This window comes from Peribacillus sp. P4_C12 (assembly GCF_056402095.1).
Window position 1 is genome coordinate 1 of the sequence record NZ_JBFUIB010000050.1, and the last position, 19,779, is coordinate 19,779.

Sequence of the window (19,779 nt, forward strand, 5' to 3'; positions counted from 1 at the left end):
GTATTATCAATAGTTGCTTGTATTATCAATAGTTGCTTGCGTATTTATTCACTATAAAACACCAGAAACCAAAGGGAAAACTTTAGAAGAAATTGAAGAGTACTGGCGTCAGCAAGATATGGAAAAAGCCATTAAACGTGCTTAAGGGTTTACACTTAGCCAACATGGTGAGTTGAACTGTAGTAAAGGAAAATTCTACTATATAATTCGGCCCACGTTCCACGTTATATGCAAAAATTAGGGAAGCTAACAACTATGAAACAAGAAACTTGAGGGGGATGTAAATAGATATTCAAAAACACTTGATTGTTTTCGGGGTGGAACGATGATCGTCCCAATGTTTCTTGAAACGATTATAAATACCTTTTTTCTCAATAAGCTTAGGGTGCAAATCGTGTAGGCTATTATTTTATGGATGATAATGAGGATTATATCGAATGTGTGTTTCTGGTATGACAGCTGCTGAAGTGCAATTAGTTGTGTTTTACACCTAGACTGGGATATCAAGATTGAACATCATTATTCCAGTAATTGAAATTACTAGATAAACTTAAGGAGGAATAGTATGTTTTCAAAGGGTAGAACATCTGTTATGATTTTGCTTTTCTTGGCTGGTGTCATTAATTATTTGGACAGATCGGCACTTTCGATTGCGGCACCCTTTATTCAAGGTGATTTAAGTTTAACACCTACTCAAATGGGTATAATCTTTAGTAGTTTTTCTGTTGGTTATGCTATTTTTAATTTTGTAGGAGGCGTCGCAGCTGATAAATATGGCGCGAAAATGACGCTTTTTGTTGCTATGATTGTCTGGTCATTATTCAGCGGTGCACTTGTGCTTGCCGCAGGCTTTGTCAGTATGATTGTCATTCGTGTTTTGTTTGGGATGGGTGAAGGTCCACTCGCGGCAACTATAAATAAAATGGTAAATAACTGGTTTCCTCCGAGTAACCGTGCAACTGTTGTCGGTTTAACGAATAGTGGAACGCCACTTGGTGGTGCCATTGCAGGACCAATTGTTGGTTTTGTCGCAATCGCATACGGCTGGAGAGTTTCATTTATTGCTATTATGGTGGTTGGTATTATTTGGGCTATTTTCTGGTGGAAATTTGTTAAAGAAAAACCAGCAGATTCATCTGAACAGGTTAAAGAGGAAAAAACAAATGTAGTAACAAAAGGAAAGTTGAAATTAACCTTTTATTTGAAACAAAAAACAGTTTTAGTTACAGCTTTTGCATATTTTTCGTATTCCTATATTCTGTTTTTCTTCTTAACTTGGTTTCCTAGTTATTTAGTCGATGCTCGTGGCTTAAGTGTAAAAGACATGAGTATTGTCACTGTTATTCCATGGATTTTAGGTTTCGCTGGTCTTGCCTTGGGTGGACTTGTGTCAGATTTCTTCTTTAAAAAGTATGTGAAGAGAGGGGTTTTATTCTCACGTAAAGTTGTACTCGTTCCTTGTTTATTTATATCTGCAGTTTGTATCGGGTTCGCTGGTCTTGTCACAACAACAATAGGGGCGGTCACATTGGTAGCTCTTTCTGTATTTTTCCTATACTTAACAGGTTCCATTTACTGGGCGATTGTTCAGGATATTGTAGATCAACAAAATGTTGGTTCAGTCGGAGGTTTCATGCACTTCTTAGCAAATACCGCTGGAATAATTGGTCCAACTTTAACAGGATATCTTGTTCAGGTATCTGGAGCATATTCAGCAGCATTTGTATTAGCGGGCTGTTTAGCAGTTGTTGCTTCATTGACGGTAATTCGATATGTAAAACCAATTAATGTGGAAGTGTTAGAAATAAACAAGAAGGTGAACTTCTGATGAGAATGGTAATTTAACCTTAGTTTGCTAAAGTTTCGATGCCAATCAATAAAATATAATCTAGACTACTTCTCTATTATTTTTTTTATTCATTTTTTGAGAACGTTTTCAAAATAGGTGATATAGCAAAGAGAAGGAAATAGAATGATAGGGTTCTAATGGTAATTACCACCTGTGATACTGTCTTCTTTCCGGTGCTTTTGGGATTAGGTCTTGCGACCTTGAGGGGGGAGTTTACATACCTTTTAAGGCTTGGTAACGTTGCACTCATTGAGGTTAAAGTAAATCCGTTAAATTGGCATGCATGCATGTCAACCATTACCAGGAGAAATAATAAACTTATGGAAGACTGAAGTGAAATTTTAAAAACCTTTGGGGATAAGAAGTAAGTATTTCTTAAGTTCAGCGTAGCCTCTATTATCCTACAGTTGTATGCTCAAGGGGATGAAGGTACATGGTAATTTAACCATTTTTCTATCGAAAGGACTTCATCTTCGAAGATTTATGTTTTTTATTGTAAAGTCCATCAGGATTTCCTGAACAAACCCTTAGCGTATGTTTTCCGCACTTTGCTGGTAGGAACCATTATAGAACTAACGGGTGCGTTAGTTCATTAAGGCACACAAAAATAAACAATTATATTCAAAGTTACAAAAAACAGTTAACTATTAAACAAGAAAAGTTAAAAAAGCCTACTTCCTTGAACAGCAAGGATCGTAGGCTTTTTTGTTATTTAAATTCACTTTTCACAACGTCATTTCCTCCCTAACGCTGTCCCTTTCCAATAACTTTCATTTGTTTTTGCAAACTGAATGTTTTCCATAGTCTTTAACGATATTATCAGCAGCTGTATTGATAATGGTAGACTTTTGATTATCCAAGGCTTGGACTCTTTGCCTAGAAAAATCATTGATTACTTGTACAACCTGATCCTTAGTTTCTTGTTCTCCAAATGGAATAGGCGTTATGTCTAAACTCTTTGTATCTTCATCTATCGTTTGTGAGACACTTTTTGCAATCCCCCAAGGATAACTCAGATACTCTCAATCCACTTTTCCCCAGTAATTGATATTTCATTTGGTTTCTCCTCCTAGTCCATTTTTAATGAAAACGAAACATCACGGCCTTGTATGTTTACGATAACAAGGTTTTTCCTTATACGGTTAAGCTACCGTCTACCGTCACAATCGAACCGGCCATGAAACTTGATTTATCGGAAGCTAGGAACAAAACTGCTTCCGCAACCTCTTCTGGTTCACCATGTCTCCCCATTCGCATAGGCGACATTTCTTCTGGTACATATCCTGTTTTTTCAAGCGTTTCCCCAACACTTTTGAAGAGTGGTGTAACGATTCCACCTGGACAAACGGCATTAATTCGGATACCTTTATTGGCGTATTCAATCGCCGCACCTTTGGTTAAGCCGATAACGGCATGTTTACTTGCAGAATAAACAGCGATACTGTGTTCCGGACGAATGCCCGCAGATGAAGCCGTATTTATAATAGAACCTTTGCCTTGTTTCTCCATTACCGGAATTACATATTTCATTCCAAGAAAAATGCCCTTTACATTTATGTCCATAACTCGCTCGTATTCCTCTACTTCGACAGTTGTAAATAGAGCAAACTTTTGAATAATACCTGCATTATTGAAAAAAACATCAATACGACCATATTTGTCAACGGCTTGTTTCACATAATTTTGAACATCTTCTACTTTCGAAACATCTGCTTTTATAAAGATTCCTTCTCCATCTTTATTTTGAATAAGCTTAAGCGTTTCTTCACCTGTAACTTGATTAAAATCAACTAGAACTACTTTATACCCGTTTTCAGCTAGTTTAATACTTGTAGCTCTACCAATCCCACTACCTGCTCCTGTTACGACAGCAATTTGATTCGCATTAGACATATCTATCTTCCTCTTTTCGATTTTATTTTTTGATGAGACTGCATTTTTATTGAAATTTCTCTTTTTTGTAGTAGGTGGTCCCCTACTTGTCCCTCTAGTTCTCTTCATCATTGTGTTACTATCTGGGCAAAAGGCTTGCTACTATTTTGCGATTTATTCTCAACATAGTCATCATAGTTGCCGTTATATACAATAGTGCCCGTAGAAGTAAGTTCCAACATTTTATTAGCCAACTTATTAAGAAAATAACGGTCATGAGAAATGAAGAACAATGTACCCTCGTAATTCATGAGTGCTGATTCCAACACCTCTTTACTGAACAAATCTAAATGATTTGTCGGCTCATCTATAATGAGGACGTTGGCTTCTTGTAACATCAGCTTGGATAATGCAACACGTGCTTTTTCACCACCACTAAGGGAAGATATCTTCTTAAACACATCTTCGCCAGTAAACAAGAAATTTCCGAGTACAGTACGAATTCTAGCCTCTTCAATATGAGGAAACATATTCCATACCTCATCTAATATTGTGTTATTTGGATGTAAAGTAGATTGTTCTTGATCGTAGTAACCAATAGTAACTCCATTCCCCCAAGTTATTACGCCACTATCTGGTTTATAATCATCAATTAGCGTCTTAATTAGCGTTGACTTCCCAATACCATTGGGACCGATTAACGCCACCTTCTCGCCTCGGCCTAGTTGAAAACTGATATTCTTTAATAGTGGCTTTCGTTCGTTATCTACTCCGAAGTAGATATTGATATCGCGAACCCGTAACACCTCTTTATGAGACGTTTTTTCTATTGAAAACGACATCTGTGCACGTTTTAAGTTTTTGAGAGGTTTATCGATACGTTCAATTCTGTCAAGCTGCTTTCGTTTGTTTTTTGCACTTTTAGACGACGTTGCCATGGTGATATTACGTTGAATGTAATCTTCCATCTTCGCAATTTGTTCTTGCTGAATTGAATATTTCTTAGCAAGAATTTCACGGTTTTTCTCTTTACTCTCAACATATTTCGAATAGTTACCTGTGTACCGTCGTGCTTCTGTTCGCTCAACTTCATAAATAACTGTTACAAGCGAGTCCAAAAAGTAACGATCGTGTGAAACAACGAGGATAGTACCATTATATGAGCGCAAATAACCTTCTAACCAAGCTAAAGTAGTAAAATCCAAATGATTCGTAGGCTCATCAAGCATAAGCAAATCCGGCTGTTCCAACAGTATTTTAGCTAGAGCAAGTCTTGTTTTTTGACCTCCACTTAACTTATGAATGGGTATGTCATGAGAAAAGTCCCCAAATCCAATCCCATGAAGAACACCACGAATTTTTGCTTCAATTTCGTAACCACCGTGTTCCATAAACCAGTCAGATTTTGTTGCGTAACGATTCATCGTTTTTTCATATTTCTCGGTATCAGTCATTAAAGAAGGTTCACCCATTATCCTCTCTAACTCTCGAAGTTCTTTTTCAACCTGTAGAAGATCAGCGAAGACACTCAACATTTCATTCCAAATCGTATTATCCATTTGGAGTCCACTGTTTTGACGCAAATAACCAATTTTTGTTTCTTTTCCAATATAAATTTCCCCATCATCGGAAGGGATATCCCCAGCAATAATCTTTAATAAGGTTGATTTTCCAGAGCCGTTCACTCCAACAAGACCAATCCGGTCACCTGATTCAATTTTCATTGATATATTTGAGAGTATGGGATCACCTGAATAGCTTTTACTAATACTATTTAATTGAATTAACATTTATATCACTCTTTCTTTGTAAATATTGGCCAGCCTTTTTCATGAATCTCATCAAACAGGAGGCCATAAAAACATATTCATCTTAATTTTTCTCCTTTAGAACGCAAAAAGACGCCGAATAAACCGGCGTCTAGGGATTGCGTAATACTTTATCCAAAATACACAAAATCATTTAGAGATATTCTGTGAATTTTGCTTTAGAACACAAAAAGACGCCGCATAAAACCGGCGCCTAGTAATTGCTTACTTAGTATTTAATCAAAATGTACAAAACCATTTAAGGATATTCTACAAATTCTAAAATAAGAAGACAAAAAGCTTCCGGTAGCTGTTTTTCATATGAATTTTGCTTAAAAAAGGGCAGACTGGTCCCATAGTAAGCAAATCTCCAAGCAACATATATGACTTTACTTCTTTTTCCAATGCTGCATTTACAAAAACAGTTTCCATCACTCTTTGCCTCCTTTCTTACTTAATAGTCTTAACTATTATAATATATATTGATAAAAAAATTTATTTAAGATTACCATCATTAACAGTGAATTGTCAAGTGATGATAAAAATGAGCATTTTGTCCCAGTTGGTATAGAAATTGAAGGATATACAATAACTTTATTTAGTAATCAAATAATTGAAATACTATTAGAATGACTATCTAGTTTTGAGAGGAAGAATTTACATAGGGTTCTTCCTCTTAATTTGCTTATTTCCATTATAGGGCCAGATAATTGAACAACAACTTAAAGAAAACTGTATATTCATGTATATAGATAAGATTGTGAACTATTGTACTTCAACTAAAGGGGCAGTTTAGTTGAAGTATAGTTTTCTTACACATCAACAATCAGGACATATTCTTGAATAAGAAGAAAAAAGGAGATCATCGGAGTTTGGGAGAAATGTATCTGTTATAACTTTCGAATATTAGATAGGGTAGTCTGTTTAATCTTGAACAATTGGACGCCTTCCTTTAATAAAAGGGAATAAATTTTTTATACTCTCCGTATCTTTTTAAGAAGGAAAACCGTTATGTAAAATGAAAGGTATTTTTACACTCTATTAAAGTGAATGGGGGAAAACTATGAAGGTCCTTATATTAGGAGGTACTCGTTTTTTAGGAAAAGCTTTGGTAAAAGAAGCATTGAAAAGAGGTCACGAAATTACATTATTTAATCGCGGTACCAATAAAGAGATGTTTCCTGAGGTTGAGCAGCTAATTGGTGATAGAGACGGTGATGTTTCACTTCTAGAAAACCGGAAATGGGATGTTGTAATGGATACCTGCGGATTTGCTCCGCATCAAATCAAAAAAATTGCGACTGTACTTGGGGATAACATCGAACATTATACATATATCTCAAGCATCTCTCTTTATAAGGATTGGATTCCCCTCAATATTACGGAAGACTATCATTTACAATCCATGCCGCCGGATGATAAGTTGAAAGACGTTGAGGAGGGGAAAATTTCTCCCTATGAGTATTACGGCGCGTTGAAAGTACTTTGTGAAGCAGAAGCAGAAAAGCATTGGCCAGGGCGTGTTTTGCATATAAGAGCAGGGCTGCTTGTCGGACCGTTTGACTATACGGATCGGCTTCCGTACTGGGTTCAGCGTGTGGCACAAGGTGGAAAAGTATTGGTGCCGGGACGTTCAGATCGTCCTGTTCAATTGATTGACGTAAAAGATATAGCAACATGGGTGTTCAATATGGCAGAAAACAGAAAAAAAGGCACGTTTAATGTAACAGGTCCGAATTATGAATTGACTATGAAAGAGCTATTAAACACCTGTAAAGCTGTCACAAACAGCGATACCGAATTTGTGTGGGCAGAAGAACAGTTTATATTGGAGCACAAAGTAAAGCCATGGACGGAAATGCCTTTATGGATTCCTGAACACTTCCCGTTAGAAGAAGAAACAGAACCGTGGAAAGGATCTTTTTTCATCAGTATAGAAAAAGCTGTTAACGCTGGTCTTTCCTTCCGACCTCTTGAAGATACTGTTTATGATGTGTATCAATGGGAGAAAGCGAGACAGGATACAGAACGAAAAACAGGGATATCACGAGAAAGAGAGCAAGAGCTGTTAGAGACTTGGTTCCAAAAAGAGAAAAAGGAGACATTGTGATGGGGTTATAGCCCCCATACCCATCTAATTCAAGGAAAATTATATCCTAAATAATTGATTATTCTAAATAATGTTCTTCAKCAATYGGGCGCGATTCTTTAATAAGAATCGCTTTTCTTATTGAACTCCCATGAAAATTAAAAAAGCTCAAAATCCAGAAAAAATTGATTTGTTCAGCAATCGGGCCAGATTGTGGAATAAAGGATTTTTACAATGAAGACAGAAGTATTTTAAGGTAGAAAAAAATAACTTATACGAGGAGGAACCTCTGATGAAAAAACATCATGCGTTACAGTTGTATGATTATCATGTTTGGGCGAACAACAAGTTTTTCGAGCGATTGAAAGAATTGTCGAGGGACATTTATGATCGGGAAATACAAAGTGTTTTTTCCTCGATTGCGGAGACGTTTATTCATATTTATACGGCAGATACAATATGGCTCGGTGTAATGCGGGAGAATAGTGGTGCGTTAATTGAAGTATAAATATGTTTTTAAAAAATAGCCTGTATCAATGATTACTTGGTAATCTAAGATACAGGCTTTATTTTTAGATAACTAATTGTCCTTATATATATTTAACTTATTGTGGTCCTTTGTAACTTCATTCCTCGTGTTTTGTGCCAGTCATTGCAAATTGCTCTACTTTCCCGGATTTTTTATCATACTGGTAGTAATATACGCTGTCTTTATCGTCCTTAAATACAACGGCGATTTCAAATCGTTTATTCCTATTTACCTTAGCGTTATCGATCACTTTAATTTCTTCAATGCTGGCTTCATCGTAGTTCTTCTCGTTGGTTAAGTATTCGTGAACATCTGATTTTAACTGTTCAGCGTAGGTTAATTCTGCATTCGTAGGTTGAGTCGAAAAATAAAAAATACTTCCCCCGATAATTAAAACGGCAAGTATCCCTATGGCTACTAAAGTATTTTTCATTCCTTTCAATTCCCTTTGTTTACAAGTGCAGCTAACATTTGAACAACATCTTCAAAGTTCATATACATCTGGTAAGCAATAACCCAAAGGCTTACTGCACAAACAACTAAAGCACCAACCTTTATTTGTTCCAGTAACTCGGGATCAATATTTAATTTCTTCAACAAAACCATCTCCCTTTTTACCATATTTATCTATCTTATCAAAAAATAGAAGAGTGTGGTCAAAACCACTTAGATCTAAAAAAAAGGCTTTGTTAAAGGGTGTTATTGATTTTTCTTGTTGAACTAAAGGGGCAGGATAGTTCAACAAGGGGATGGATTGTTAAAGAAGATGGTAAATGAACTTAATCGAGCAAGTTAAATTAATAGATTAAAATCGGTTGTTTGATATAATTACAGAAAATTAAAAAAGTTCAGGGGGGATGTAAAATGAATATTAAAGGATTTTCGATGTCTACTAATAAACAGTATTTAGATGTAGATTTAATACATAATTTTTTGAATCAAGAAGCTTACTGGTCAAAGGGGATACCAAAGGAAACAGTAATAAAGTCAATTGAAAATACGACATTATGTTTTGGGGTTTATAAAGGTGAAATAGGAAATGAAGGTATTGAACAAGTTGGTTTTGCAAGGGTAATAACAGATTTAGCAACATTTGCGTACCTTTGCGATGTGTTTATATTACCAGACTATCGTAAATTGGGATTATCAAAATGGTTAATGGATGTTATCACCAACCATTCCGAACTACAAGAGGTTCGTAGGTTTATGTTAGCTACCAATGATGCACATGCATTATATAAAAAATACGGTTTTAATCAGATTGATAATCCAGAACGATTTATGCAAAAAGTTCGTAAATCCCCATATCAACAATAAGACTATTTCAACAACAGGTGCGAAAGGGATTAGACCCTACATAATCGTGCACAGAATGTCGGATGATTCGTTTCAACTCCTGCTATTCTATTGATATAAGGAGGTCATTGAATGGATTTGCTCAAAAATATGAATGATGCCATTAAATTCATTGAAGAAAATCTTACGAACGAAATCGACTTTAAAGAAGTTGCAAGGCTAGCTTATTGCTCGGAATATCATTTTAAAAGGATGTTTTCGTTCCTTGCAAGTATTTCACTATCCGAGTATATCCGCCGAAGACGACTTACGCTTGCAGCGTTTGAGCTTAAAGATAACAACATAAAGGTCATTGATATAGCGATAAAGTACGGATACAGCTCACCAGATTCTTTTGCAAGAGCGTTTCAACATTTGCATGGCATCACACCATCAGAAGCGAGAAGTAATAGCCATTCACTTAAAGCCTATCCACCGATGTCCTTCCAATTATCCATAAAAGGAGGCAGTGAAATGAACTATCGAATTGAAGAAAAAGAGGCATTTCACATAATTGGAATTAAAAAAAGAGTTCCAATCATTTTTAACGGGGTTAATCCAGAGATCGCATCTATGTGGGAAAGTTTAGACGAGAAAACGATAAATGAACTTAAAAACCTATCGAATGTCGAGCCATTAGGACTGCTTAGTGCATCTGCGAACTTTTCCGAAGGAAGGTTGGACGAAAAAGGGGAGCTTGATCATTATATCGGCGCAGCAACAACGAGGGAGTGTCCAGATAACTTAACACAKCTTGAAGTTGATGCATCTACATGGGCGGTATTCGAAGCAGTCGGCCTCTTTCCTGAAACACTGCAAAATGTATGGGGACGTATTTATTCTGAATGGTTCCCATCCTCTAATTATGAACAAATAGAAGGGCCGGAAATCCTTTGGAATGAAAATAAAGATGTAACCTCACCAACATTTAGAAGTGAAATATGGATCCCCGTTATGAAAAAGTAAGGATGGGCGAAAGATTTATCCGAAGAGCTGTCTTAAGGCAGCTTTTTCTTATGGAACAAACGGGGCAGTTTAGTTGAACAAGGAATATCATTTTATTTTTTAATAGGAAGGCTCTATGAAAGAAGGTGTCTACAAATGGATTCGCAATATATCACCTTTGGTGCACAACTAGGAGACCCAAAAGCTGATAAAGCTGTTGGTCAATTTATTACTCGAATAAGTATTCTACTTAATAAACATTGTAATAAAGTTTATTGCAAAGAAGTGGATGAAATAGCCCCGACTATATTTGTTGACGGAGACCTATGGTATTGGAAGTTTGAAGGATTTCAGAGGTTACGGTTAAGTAAAAAACATAGGTATATCGAAATTCATATAGGTATGCCTCGTGAAAGATGGGAAATCGTCAACACCATAGAAATTAAGAAATATCTAATAAGTCACTTAAAAACGGCGTTGGAACTAATGATTAAAAGGTTAAAAAAAGAAAAATATGAAGTTAATGAAATAGATTTATGGAGTGATTTTGCAAAAGTAGAAGAAGAATTCTTAATCAACAAACGGGTGCTTTAGTTCAATAATAGGGGTTGCTGCGGCAGCCTTTTTCTAATGGAACTATCGGGGCAGGTTAGTTGAAGTAGGAATGTTATAATTTTCATATATGAAATAGAATTTTTTTCGCTTATGCTGAAAATAAAAAAGAAGGTTAAGGCGTATGAATATCACTGATTTACTTGTTTTGTCTGTGGTTTTAGGCTTAATTAATGGTTTTAAGGACAAGAAATTTAAAACGAAAAGTTTTTTCAACAGGTCTTTAATATTTTTCACATCAGGTCTAATCTTCATCATAACAGGAAATCTATTTTTGAATGATTTATTAGATAAATATCTTCCTAATGAAGAATATGGGATATTGCTATTTGGAGGTTTGTTATTGTTATATCCTATTTATACAACAATTAAAGGATTAAAAAAAAAGACCACTAATTCACTTTGTTAATTATCTATAGGGTGCGATCCTTTAATAAGGAAGGATCGCCTTTCTTATTGAACAAACGGGGCAGATTTGTGAAAGAATGATAGTTAAACATTGATTACGGAAAATTGTTATAAGAGGTGATTTTATGGATACTTCAAGTTATATATTTTTAGCAATTTATTGGGTCGGAATTATTATATGGTCGCTTAAAAATAAGGAAAAGGCTAAGAAGGAATTACTTCAATTAAAAAATAATTGGAAGACAGGAGTATCAATATTGCTACTTGTTTTATTTCCATTTTTAGTAATGGCTTCTATGATATTTGTATTGTAGTTTGTTTTCATTGTTAAGCTAACGTGGCAGGTTAGCAAGATTGTGAAGGTTTGTACTTAAACTAACGGGTGCTTTAGCTTAGGATCGGAGCTGTCTTTAGGGCGGCTTTTTCTTTATGCAACTATCGGGGCAGGTTAGCATTCCTGTAGTTCGTTATGCGGTATGGCCATGGAAATTGTATCCGACGCTTATCTGAACTGGATCATGTTCAGAGAATATTTCAGTTTGGTATCCGCGGAATTAGCAGCAGCCAAAAAGAAGACGTCGACGCAGCAAGAAAATATGGGAGTGTGATCTTGTCGCCCCGTCAGATGAGAAAGAAGGGGCTTATGGAAGTGCTAGAGAAAATTCCTGCAGGAGAAAAATATTATGTAACTATTGAGATTGACGGAATAGATCCGTCAATCGCGCCTGGAACAGGTACACCTTCTCCAGGCGGCCTCCTTTATGATGAGGTTAATGAATTGCTCCAAGGAATTGCCAAAAGAGGAGAAGTCTTAGTTGAAGTAGCTCCCCCATATGATCCAACAGGTATGACCGGACAAGTAGCAGCACGTATTTTACTGGACTTGCTCAGCTATGTCTTAAAGGAAAAAGAGAAAAAAGGATACGGCAAAGAAAAAGAAGAAATGCATTCTTATAGAAAACTTCTTTAGCCTGTGTTGACCCGTTCGATAGCGGTTCTCTCCCCATTGTTCCTTAATCTTCCTTTGATTGATTGGGGCTAATAGATACTTCCTGTACCAGTTCGGTCTCGAGCCGAAGCAATAAGCATAAAGATTAGGCAGGCTTCGTGGGTCTGCCTAAAAAATGAAGCACGTTTTTTCAATTTTCTAAGTGATAATTCCAATCCCCTTTTGTAATATTCCTCCATCGTTTCTGCAGAAAGCATACTGCTGCCGGTAGTCCTCATGACGTGTGTGGCATTATTCCTTTTGTCTGTTAAGTGATGCTTTTTTTAATATTCTTGTCCCTCATTCTCCTTCATCAACTGAATAGGACCATATACACCTCCATTGCCGTGTACTCCAAAAAACTAGCGGAACTCCTTGATAGATAAGGAGTTTTTGTGCTTCTTATATTTCGAAAGGAGCCACTAATGTCAAATTCTCTCTTGTTTCAAGAGAGTTTTTTGCATAAGTGTTATTTAGCTAACCAGGAGCTTTGTTTAATGACGAACTGAAAAGAGTGATATGTTTGAATAAAAAACTTTTCATTTTATCTTTAATAGATTTGCCTTTACTTTCCCCTCTTTACAGTCAGCTGTTGAGGCTTTTTTCTAGTTGATAATGAAAATAAGAGCAGGTGAATTGGACAAATTAAGACCTGATTTACAAAATCTTAACATTGGATTAATGTGGGGTTTATATTGAATGATTACGATTGAACCGTAACAAACAGTAATAAACATTAAACATTCCACATTAAATGGGGCACTTTTTATGAATTACACATTCAAGAAGAATTGTTACAAGTCTATTCAAGCTGTGATGTTAGAAGTGAGTGTACTAGGATTAGCTGCATGTGGAGCTACTAAAGAGGAGGCTGCTCCAGTTTTAAGGATCCAAGTTCGTTAACCCTGAAAGAATGAAGTCGCCATTCGTCCTGAAATTTTACAATTAGTTTCTGCTGGTGAGGATAGCTTGGATTTACAAGAGAACTGGGGAATTTTAGTAAAGTTTGTCCTCTAGAAAAAGTCGATGTGATTGTCTGCGRGCAACCATTTCCAGAGGAATGGAGAAATCATTCAAAATTAGAGGARATCAATTGGATTCAAGCATAGCCCATAAAAGGAMATATCGAGATGGAWGAGGGAGTACTCTCTTTTTTGATTRGATTTTTATTGATAGCAGGTAWAAAAGCTAGAAAGRGAATTTWATAGATWGAATGAGAAAAGGRGCTATATAGCATGAGTTWCATTGCGATAGATTTAGACGGAACATTATTAAACGACCAGAATGAAATTAGTGAAGAAAATATAAAGGCGATTCAATATGCCCAAGATAGAGGCTTTGAAGTAGTTATTTCAACAGGACGSGCTTATTTTGACGTTCAAAMAATTTGTGAAAAAGCCGGGATTTCCCCATTTGTAATCGGGACAAATGGTGCAACCAYTCATTCMAAAAGCGGAAAGYGCATTTCTTCTATTACGATAACTAAAGATCGTGTCGAATCTATTCTCCAATGGTTAGATGAACGKAATTATTATTACGAAGTGTTTACTGATAAAGCYATTTATACKCTTAMWAAGGGAAGAGAACATTTCCATAATGAGATTAAAAGTTTGAAAAGCGCMGATTTGAATACAGATATGAAAGAATTAGTTGAARTAGCGGAAAGGCAATTTGACCAGTTTGGATATGTTTTAGTYGAAAACTATCATGATATCTTAAAACAGGAGGAAGAATTCTATAACRTATTAGCATGTTCTTTTGATAAAAAGAAATTAGAGGAAGCATGGARMCAATTCAAAAAGTTTGATGAGTTGATGGTTGTTTCATCTGCTGATCACAACATTGAAATGACTAGTAAAAGAGCTTCAAAAGGAATGGCCCTTGAAAAATTGGCTTTTTTGATGAATGGCTCCTTAGATCAGGCTATGGCAATCGGGGACAGCAACAATGATTTATCCATGTTCCAGAAAGTTGGATACAGCGTAGCGATGGGAAATGCRAAAGATGTCATAAAAGCTGTTTGTACAACGACAACCCTTAAWAATGATGAGAATGGGGTAGCTTATGCGATTTATCGATATTTGGAGAACTTCGTGGTTCAAAAATAARTGTCAATGCAAAAACTAATATTAATTGAATATTTTTCCAATTAATAAAGGTGAATTTTGAGTTTTAACGAATACCGCTAATTACTTTCATATTTATGAGGGGGGATTGTTTATGGCAGTAGCACAGAAGCAGGTCCAAAAATGGTTTACCTTATGTATCTTAATTTTGGGAGGGGGAACAATATTTAAATTATCATCCTTAAAAGATGCTTTTTACGTTCCGATGCAAAAATATTTTCACCTTTCACATACCCAAATAGGTTTGGCATTATCTGTATATGCTATTATACAAATGTTTGGTTATGTAGTCTCCATTTATATCACTGATAGATTTTCTAAAAGGAAGTTAATTCCGATTGGATTGATTGGTGTAGGTGCAACTGGGATTTATTTATCTACTTTACCAAGTTATTATGGAATTTTAGCTTCTTGGGGAGTAATGGCTTTATTTACAGAGATTACTTTTTGGCCAGTATTGATAAAAACCGTTAAATTGCTTGGAGACTCCGACGAACAAGGCAGGATGTTTGGATTTCTTGAAGCTGGCCGTGGTGTTGTAGATACAATCGTTGCATTCTCTGCTCTAGGTATATTTATTTGGTTAGGATCTGAGTCATTAGGTTTCAGAGCCGCAATTTTATTCTTTGCCTTGGTTACAATTATTGTTGGTATTATTAGTTATTTCTTTATAGAGGACGATATTATTGAAACGTTTGATAAGGGTGGGGAAGAAATTAGTAAAAATAAAGTAGCTTTGAAAGGTGCGATTCAAGCAATTAAAACTCCCATACTGTGGTTTTCCTCATTTACAATATTTTGCGTTTATACGGTTTACGCAGGTTTAACTTACTTTATTCCGTTCTTGGAAGAAATTTATGGAATGCCGGTAGCATTATTAGGTGCATATGGGATTATAAACCAATACGGATTAAAAATGATAGGCGGTCCCATCGGTGGATTCCTAGTTGATAAAAAATTTAAATCAGCGACAAAATACCTTAGATTTACATTTCTCTTATCCATTATTGCAATGATAATTTTTATTATGCTTCCACATGGCAAAATGAATATTTATATAGGAATAATTGCGACACTTGGCTTCGGATCGATCGTATTTACTCAACGGGCTGTGTTTTTTGCCCCATTAGATGAAATTGATATTCCAAAAGAAATAAGCGGTGCTGCCGTATCAGTAGCTTGTTTAGTTGGTTATGCTCCTTCAATTTTCGCCTTTGCCATGTATGGTAATATTCTGGATCACAATCCTGGAATTACTGGATATAGATATGTATTTTTGATTATGATTGCATTTGCAGCTATAGGTTTTATTATAAGTAACTATTCAGTTAAAATTTTAAAAAAGAAAAAACAAACTAACCGATATTTGGAAGATAATTAAATGAATGCTTAATTTTTTATCGATATATAAATTGGCTTAAATTTGGGTAACAAATGAAAATTGGATTAGAAACAGAAAGCTTTCACTTGCAGTTTATTATAGGTTGAATGAATATTTTCGATTTTATCAGAAAAACAGCTGAATTAGGATTAGACGGAGTCATACTTTACACAGAATAATTTTAGAAATGTGTCATCCATATGTTTCTACTTTTAAACGACCTAAAGGTTCGGGGGGAGTAAGCGAAATAAGGAAAGGATCATTTAAGATGTAAAAACCGTATTTCAATCAAAAACTGATTGATCCTTTAACAACATACTATCCAAGTGATGATCTTTTAGAACAAATGTTATTGGCCCAAGATAATGAAATTAAAGAATCTGTACAAACGGTCAAAAAGTTACGAGGAAAATATTGTAGATAAAAAGGAGATTTTTATTATGAAAGAAGCAGTTTTAACAAGTAATGCGCCACAACCTATTGGACCATATTCCCAAGCGGTATTATCAAAAGGGATTCTCTATATTTCGGGGCAACTCCCTTTAAATCCTAATACTAATAAATTAGCTATAGGCATTGAAGACCAAGCAAGACAATGTTTAGAAAATTTAAAGCACATTTTAATAGAAAAAGGTCTAGAAATGAATTCAGTATTGAAAACAACTATATTTGTGACTGATTTATCAGATTTTCAAACTGTAAATGAAATTTATGCGGAATATTTTTCGAAGCCTTTTCCAGCTAGGAGTACCATTCAGGTAGCAGAATTACCTATGAATGCAATGATTGAAATTGAATTGATGGCCGAGGTAAAAAGGTGACCAATTATTCTTTTTTGGGGAGAATGTGTTTCGTCGTTTAGTTGCTGGTTCTTCCCTAATTTAAGAGAACTTTCGTAAGCAAAGTCGTTAAGTAGAAATTAATTATAAATAAAAATAGAAGTCGAACAAAATTTAGTTTAATTTCTTCTCGGCACAATAAATTAACATAAAGGTGGATAAAACATGAAAATTGGATTAGAGACAGAAAGCTTTCACTTGCAGTTTATTACAGGTCGAATGGATATTTTCGGTTTTATCAGAAAAACAGCCGAATTGGGATTAGATGGAGTCATGATCAATATTGTTCCATGGCCAAATTTACCAGGAATTGGTACATTAGAATCATTTGAACCGGAATACTTAGACAAGGTGAAAAAAGAAATTCAAAAGTATGGATTTTTCGCTGAAATCGATACAAATGGAACCGATCCGAAACATCTAACTGAGGTCATTGAGGCTGCACATAGAATTGGAGCGGATGTCATTCGTACGTATGCCTGCATGGGAGAATATGATCCAGACAGATTGAGAAGGGCTCCTGAAGATATTAAACAAATTGTACCATTATTAAAGAAATATAGAATCAAGCTTGCTGTTGAAAATCACGAGGAAGAGTTAACGGATGAAGTGATTCAAATCATTAAGGAAGTCAACAGCCCTTGGGTTGGTGCCCATTGTGATTTCGGGAATGCAATGATGGCATGGGAGGACCCGGTTGAAGCTGTAAGAAAATTAGCACCATATGCCTTTACAACTCATTTTAAGGATCATATTATCGTCCATGATGGCGAAGATTACAGGGTATGTGGCGTACCTGCTGGGACTGGTAATATCGATTTGGAAGAATGTTTTAAAATATTGATTGAGAATTCAATGTTGACTAGAATCAACGTTGAAATGTGCTTCCCGTATGCCATCCATTTTAAGAGAGAGCCTGGTACAGGCGGAGTCTTTGCAGTAGGCGAAGGAGCATTTAAGGTGGGACAACCTCCTTATGATTTAAATGTAATTAAACCATTGGATTACTATTATCCGCCAGCAGAACTTCTAGAACAAATGATTGAGGATCAAGAAAAAGGTGCAGAGCAATCGGTTAGATATGCACTTGCATTAAGGGATAAATACTGCCGCTAAATAAAAAACAGGGAGAGGTTCTTTCGGGAATAATCTCCCTATTTAATTTGCAGAAGGGTGCTTGAGTTTAACAATAGGGTTGCTACGCAACACTTTCTTATGGAACTAAAGGGGCAGGATAGTTCAAGAGTGCATATGGAGTTGTTCAACAATTGGGCCATTTTATTGAAGATGGGTCTTGTTTAGAATGAGTATATTTGAAATAATTGGAACTTGATAAAAAGAAAGAGTTTTTTGGTAGGTGGTGATTCGTTCGTGGAGAGTGTTTTCGTAAAGTTAATTTTAATGTTATCTATTTTTGGGCTTTTTCTCTTTTTCATTAATAAAGTTTTGAGAAAATGGCTTAATGTTGAAAAGAAAAAATTGTTTTCCTATGGCCATGTAAATTATAAACACAAAAAAATTGATTGGACAATTAGAATCATTTTTATTGTCTTTTTGTTTATCGGTTTTTTCACTAACGTCAAACGTGACCCTTTAGAGCATATTTGGTTTTTGGAAACGCATATCCTTTTGTTTGTTTTTATAATTGCATCTGAAACAGCTAGAGTAATTATGGAGAAGAGATATGCAGAAAATAGAAATGATTATATTTTTTCAACTATTCAATTAGTGATAATATCAATATTTTTACTTTCAGTGTTTACGACTGATTTTTTTGGATTGTTGAAATGGTAAAAAATCTATCTTCAGCAATCGGGCGCGATTCTTGAATAAGGTTCGCTTTTCTTCTAGAACTAACGGGTGCGTTAGTTGCATAAGATATGAGATCCTTGAAGATCCTAAGCGAAGGAAATTCGGGGCTTTATTTTTTCATAAAATGTATTATCATAGTTTTTCGCGTTTTGTGGTCTGGACCATAATTAGAGTGTTCAAAATAGCTATYATTCCCCAGAAATAGGAATCAAATTTGAAGAAGCCGACCAATAAAGGTCGGCTTTTTTCATACTGTTTTAGCAGCAGCCTCCACCAACAAAGCTGGCTCCAACAATGATTAAGAGTATAAACAAAACGACTATAAAGGCGAAACCTCCACCTCCACCAAATCCAAAACCGCCATCTGACATAAAGAAACATCTCCTTTTTGTATTAAGGAGGAACTTATTGTGGGTTATATCACCTTATGCTCTAATTAGGAAAATGACACAATAGTCTCCATTTCAGTTCATAGGATAAAGTGTCGGAGGTACCTCTTATTGAGCTAACGGGTGCGTTAGCTGAAGATCGGAGTTGTCTTTAAGGTAGCTTTTTCTTATGAACTTACGGGGCAGTTTAGTTCAACAAGCATAGTGTACTCGTACTGTCTTAATATTTGTTTGAATTATTTATTGATGAAACTGTCATCTTATTTTTTATGAATGGTTCTAGAATTGTTAGGCAAAATAATTACGAATATTAAATAAGGTGGTGAATAACTCTGAAAGCAAAAGCACCAACACCAGCAAAAGCACCAGCAAAAACATCAACACCAGCAAAAGCACCAACACCAGCACGAACACCGGCAAAGCATCAATGACAAAGAAGGAAATTCAAAATTCAAGTATTGAACAAATCAATAAAGATCATGAAACCGAAACTGCTTTCAAAGTAGACAATCCTAAAAAACATCAAATAAAGGATAACAAGTAATGATTAGGAACCTTTTGATTCCTTTTTTTGTTGCACAGTTTGTGTCAACTCTACAATAATCCTTATAGAACTCCCTCAGTTTAATAGATAATGCTCACGAATACTCGCTTATTCGCAGGATTTCAAACCACATGGTATAGGTTGCTTTAGATGAACGAAAGAGATAGGACCGTTTTGATAAGATGAGGGCAGAGTGAAATAGGGGATCTATCAAAAATCCCATATTATTACATATACTGCACGCATTTTCCAC

The 19,779-nt window shown here is 35.5% G+C and carries 23 protein-coding genes; 16 read left to right on the plus strand and 7 right to left on the minus strand.

All coding sequences use genetic code 11. From position 1 onward, the window contains the following. The first annotated feature begins 565 nt into the window (after nt 1-565). Complete coding sequence (locus AC1DUW_RS10415; RefSeq protein ID WP_477642474.1) at nt 566-1,828, plus strand: MFS transporter; 1,263 nt, start codon at nt 566-568, stop codon at nt 1,826-1,828. A gap of 1,155 nt (nt 1,829-2,983) precedes the next feature. Here the strand turns inward: AC1DUW_RS10415 and AC1DUW_RS10420 are convergent. From AC1DUW_RS10420 to AC1DUW_RS10430, 3 genes are all read right to left on the minus strand, one after another. Continuing rightward, nucleotides 2,984-3,742: an SDR family NAD(P)-dependent oxidoreductase gene (locus AC1DUW_RS10420; protein ID WP_477642475.1), complete on the minus strand. Its 759-nt coding sequence runs from the start codon at nt 3,740-3,742 to the stop codon at nt 2,984-2,986. A gap of 107 nt (nt 3,743-3,849) precedes the next feature. Next, nucleotides 3,850-5,511, minus strand: a complete 1,662-nt coding sequence (locus AC1DUW_RS10425; RefSeq protein WP_477642476.1) for an ABC-F family ATP-binding cassette domain-containing protein — start codon at nt 5,509-5,511, stop codon at nt 3,850-3,852. A gap of 297 nt (nt 5,512-5,808) precedes the next feature. Beyond that, nucleotides 5,809-5,961, minus strand: a complete 153-nt coding sequence (locus AC1DUW_RS10430) for a hypothetical protein (protein ID WP_477642477.1) — start codon at nt 5,959-5,961, stop codon at nt 5,809-5,811. 631 nt (nt 5,962-6,592) lie between these two features. Here AC1DUW_RS10430 and AC1DUW_RS10435 point away from each other — a divergent pair. Both AC1DUW_RS10435 and AC1DUW_RS10440 read left to right on the plus strand, forming a co-directional pair. Beyond that, the gene (locus AC1DUW_RS10435; RefSeq protein ID WP_056523542.1) at nt 6,593-7,639 is read left to right on the plus strand and encodes an SDR family oxidoreductase; all 1,047 of its coding nucleotides are present in this window, start codon (nt 6,593-6,595) and stop codon (nt 7,637-7,639) included. Nucleotides 7,640-7,910: 271 nt separating this feature from the next. Further along, nucleotides 7,911-8,126, plus strand: coding sequence for a DinB family protein (locus AC1DUW_RS10440; RefSeq protein ID WP_477642478.1), 216 nt, complete (start codon nt 7,911-7,913; stop codon nt 8,124-8,126). A gap of 118 nt (nt 8,127-8,244) precedes the next feature. On the opposite strand, the gene AC1DUW_RS10445 is transcribed toward AC1DUW_RS10440, so the two are convergent. Together AC1DUW_RS10445 and AC1DUW_RS10450 are read right to left on the minus strand one after the other, a co-directional pair. After that, on the minus strand, nt 8,245-8,580 hold the full coding sequence (locus AC1DUW_RS10445) for a hypothetical protein (RefSeq protein ID WP_477642479.1): 336 nt from the start codon (nt 8,578-8,580) through the stop codon (nt 8,245-8,247). Between the two features lie 5 nt (nt 8,581-8,585). Continuing rightward, the gene (locus tag AC1DUW_RS10450) at nt 8,586-8,747 is read right to left on the minus strand and encodes a hypothetical protein (RefSeq protein WP_477642480.1); all 162 of its coding nucleotides are present in this window, start codon (nt 8,745-8,747) and stop codon (nt 8,586-8,588) included. A gap of 264 nt (nt 8,748-9,011) precedes the next feature. Between AC1DUW_RS10450 and AC1DUW_RS10455 the strand changes: the two genes are divergently transcribed. From AC1DUW_RS10455 to AC1DUW_RS10480, 6 genes are all read left to right on the plus strand, one after another. Continuing rightward, nucleotides 9,012-9,464: a GNAT family N-acetyltransferase gene (locus AC1DUW_RS10455; protein ID WP_056521532.1), complete on the plus strand. Its 453-nt coding sequence runs from the start codon at nt 9,012-9,014 to the stop codon at nt 9,462-9,464. A gap of 111 nt (nt 9,465-9,575) precedes the next feature. Further along, nucleotides 9,576-10,448, plus strand: coding sequence for an AraC family transcriptional regulator (locus AC1DUW_RS10460; RefSeq protein ID WP_477642481.1), 873 nt, complete (start codon nt 9,576-9,578; stop codon nt 10,446-10,448). A 135-nt stretch (nt 10,449-10,583) separates the two neighbouring features. Continuing rightward, nucleotides 10,584-11,021, plus strand: a complete 438-nt coding sequence (locus AC1DUW_RS10465) for a hypothetical protein (protein WP_477642482.1) — start codon at nt 10,584-10,586, stop codon at nt 11,019-11,021. Nucleotides 11,022-11,163: 142 nt separating this feature from the next. Next, complete coding sequence (locus AC1DUW_RS10470) at nt 11,164-11,448, plus strand: hypothetical protein (RefSeq protein WP_477642483.1); 285 nt, start codon at nt 11,164-11,166, stop codon at nt 11,446-11,448. Between the two features lie 124 nt (nt 11,449-11,572). After that, nucleotides 11,573-11,761 carry a hypothetical protein gene (locus AC1DUW_RS10475; RefSeq protein ID WP_201254822.1) on the plus strand — a complete coding sequence of 63 codons (189 nt, stop codon included), beginning with the start codon at nt 11,573-11,575 and terminating at the stop codon, nt 11,759-11,761. Between the two features lie 155 nt (nt 11,762-11,916). Then, on the plus strand, nt 11,917-12,417 hold the full coding sequence (locus tag AC1DUW_RS10480; RefSeq protein WP_477642484.1) for an arginase family protein: 501 nt from the start codon (nt 11,917-11,919) through the stop codon (nt 12,415-12,417). 68 nt (nt 12,418-12,485) lie between these two features. Here AC1DUW_RS10480 and AC1DUW_RS10485 read toward each other — a convergent pair whose 3' ends face one another. After that, nucleotides 12,486-12,674 (minus strand): hypothetical protein, encoded by a 189-nt coding sequence (locus AC1DUW_RS10485; protein ID WP_477642485.1) that lies wholly within the window; start codon nt 12,672-12,674, stop codon nt 12,486-12,488. A 529-nt stretch (nt 12,675-13,203) separates the two neighbouring features. Here AC1DUW_RS10485 and AC1DUW_RS10490 point away from each other — a divergent pair. The 6 genes from AC1DUW_RS10490 to AC1DUW_RS10515 all read left to right on the plus strand — a co-directional run bounded on the left by AC1DUW_RS10490 (nt 13,204) and on the right by AC1DUW_RS10515 (nt 18,575). Further along, nucleotides 13,204-13,338 (plus strand): hypothetical protein, encoded by a 135-nt coding sequence (locus AC1DUW_RS10490; RefSeq protein WP_427700224.1) that lies wholly within the window; start codon nt 13,204-13,206, stop codon nt 13,336-13,338. Nucleotides 13,339-13,670: 332 nt separating this feature from the next. After that, nucleotides 13,671-14,543: a Cof-type HAD-IIB family hydrolase gene (locus AC1DUW_RS10495; RefSeq protein ID WP_477642486.1), complete on the plus strand. Its 873-nt coding sequence runs from the start codon at nt 13,671-13,673 to the stop codon at nt 14,541-14,543. A 112-nt stretch (nt 14,544-14,655) separates the two neighbouring features. Further along, complete coding sequence (locus tag AC1DUW_RS10500; protein ID WP_477642487.1) at nt 14,656-15,942, plus strand: MFS transporter; 1,287 nt, start codon at nt 14,656-14,658, stop codon at nt 15,940-15,942. Between the two features lie 440 nt (nt 15,943-16,382). Next, nucleotides 16,383-16,763: a RidA family protein gene (locus AC1DUW_RS10505; protein ID WP_053437678.1), complete on the plus strand. Its 381-nt coding sequence runs from the start codon at nt 16,383-16,385 to the stop codon at nt 16,761-16,763. A gap of 183 nt (nt 16,764-16,946) precedes the next feature. Continuing rightward, entirely contained in the window at nt 16,947-17,897 is a 951-nt protein-coding gene (locus AC1DUW_RS10510; protein WP_477642488.1) for a sugar phosphate isomerase/epimerase family protein, read from the plus strand. A 255-nt stretch (nt 17,898-18,152) separates the two neighbouring features. Continuing rightward, nucleotides 18,153-18,575, plus strand: coding sequence for a DUF4181 domain-containing protein (locus AC1DUW_RS10515; RefSeq protein WP_477642489.1), 423 nt, complete (start codon nt 18,153-18,155; stop codon nt 18,573-18,575). Nucleotides 18,576-18,850: 275 nt separating this feature from the next. On the opposite strand, the gene AC1DUW_RS10520 is transcribed toward AC1DUW_RS10515, so the two are convergent. Beyond that, nucleotides 18,851-18,964 carry a YjcZ family sporulation protein gene (locus AC1DUW_RS10520; RefSeq protein ID WP_082527405.1) on the minus strand — a complete coding sequence of 38 codons (114 nt, stop codon included), beginning with the start codon at nt 18,962-18,964 and terminating at the stop codon, nt 18,851-18,853. Between the two features lie 445 nt (nt 18,965-19,409). Here AC1DUW_RS10520 and AC1DUW_RS10525 point away from each other — a divergent pair, with 445 nt between their 5' ends. Further along, nucleotides 19,410-19,526, plus strand: a complete 117-nt coding sequence (locus AC1DUW_RS10525) for a biofilm-forming protein (protein WP_252434264.1) — start codon at nt 19,410-19,412, stop codon at nt 19,524-19,526. The last annotated feature ends 253 nt before the right edge of the window (nt 19,527-19,779 follow it).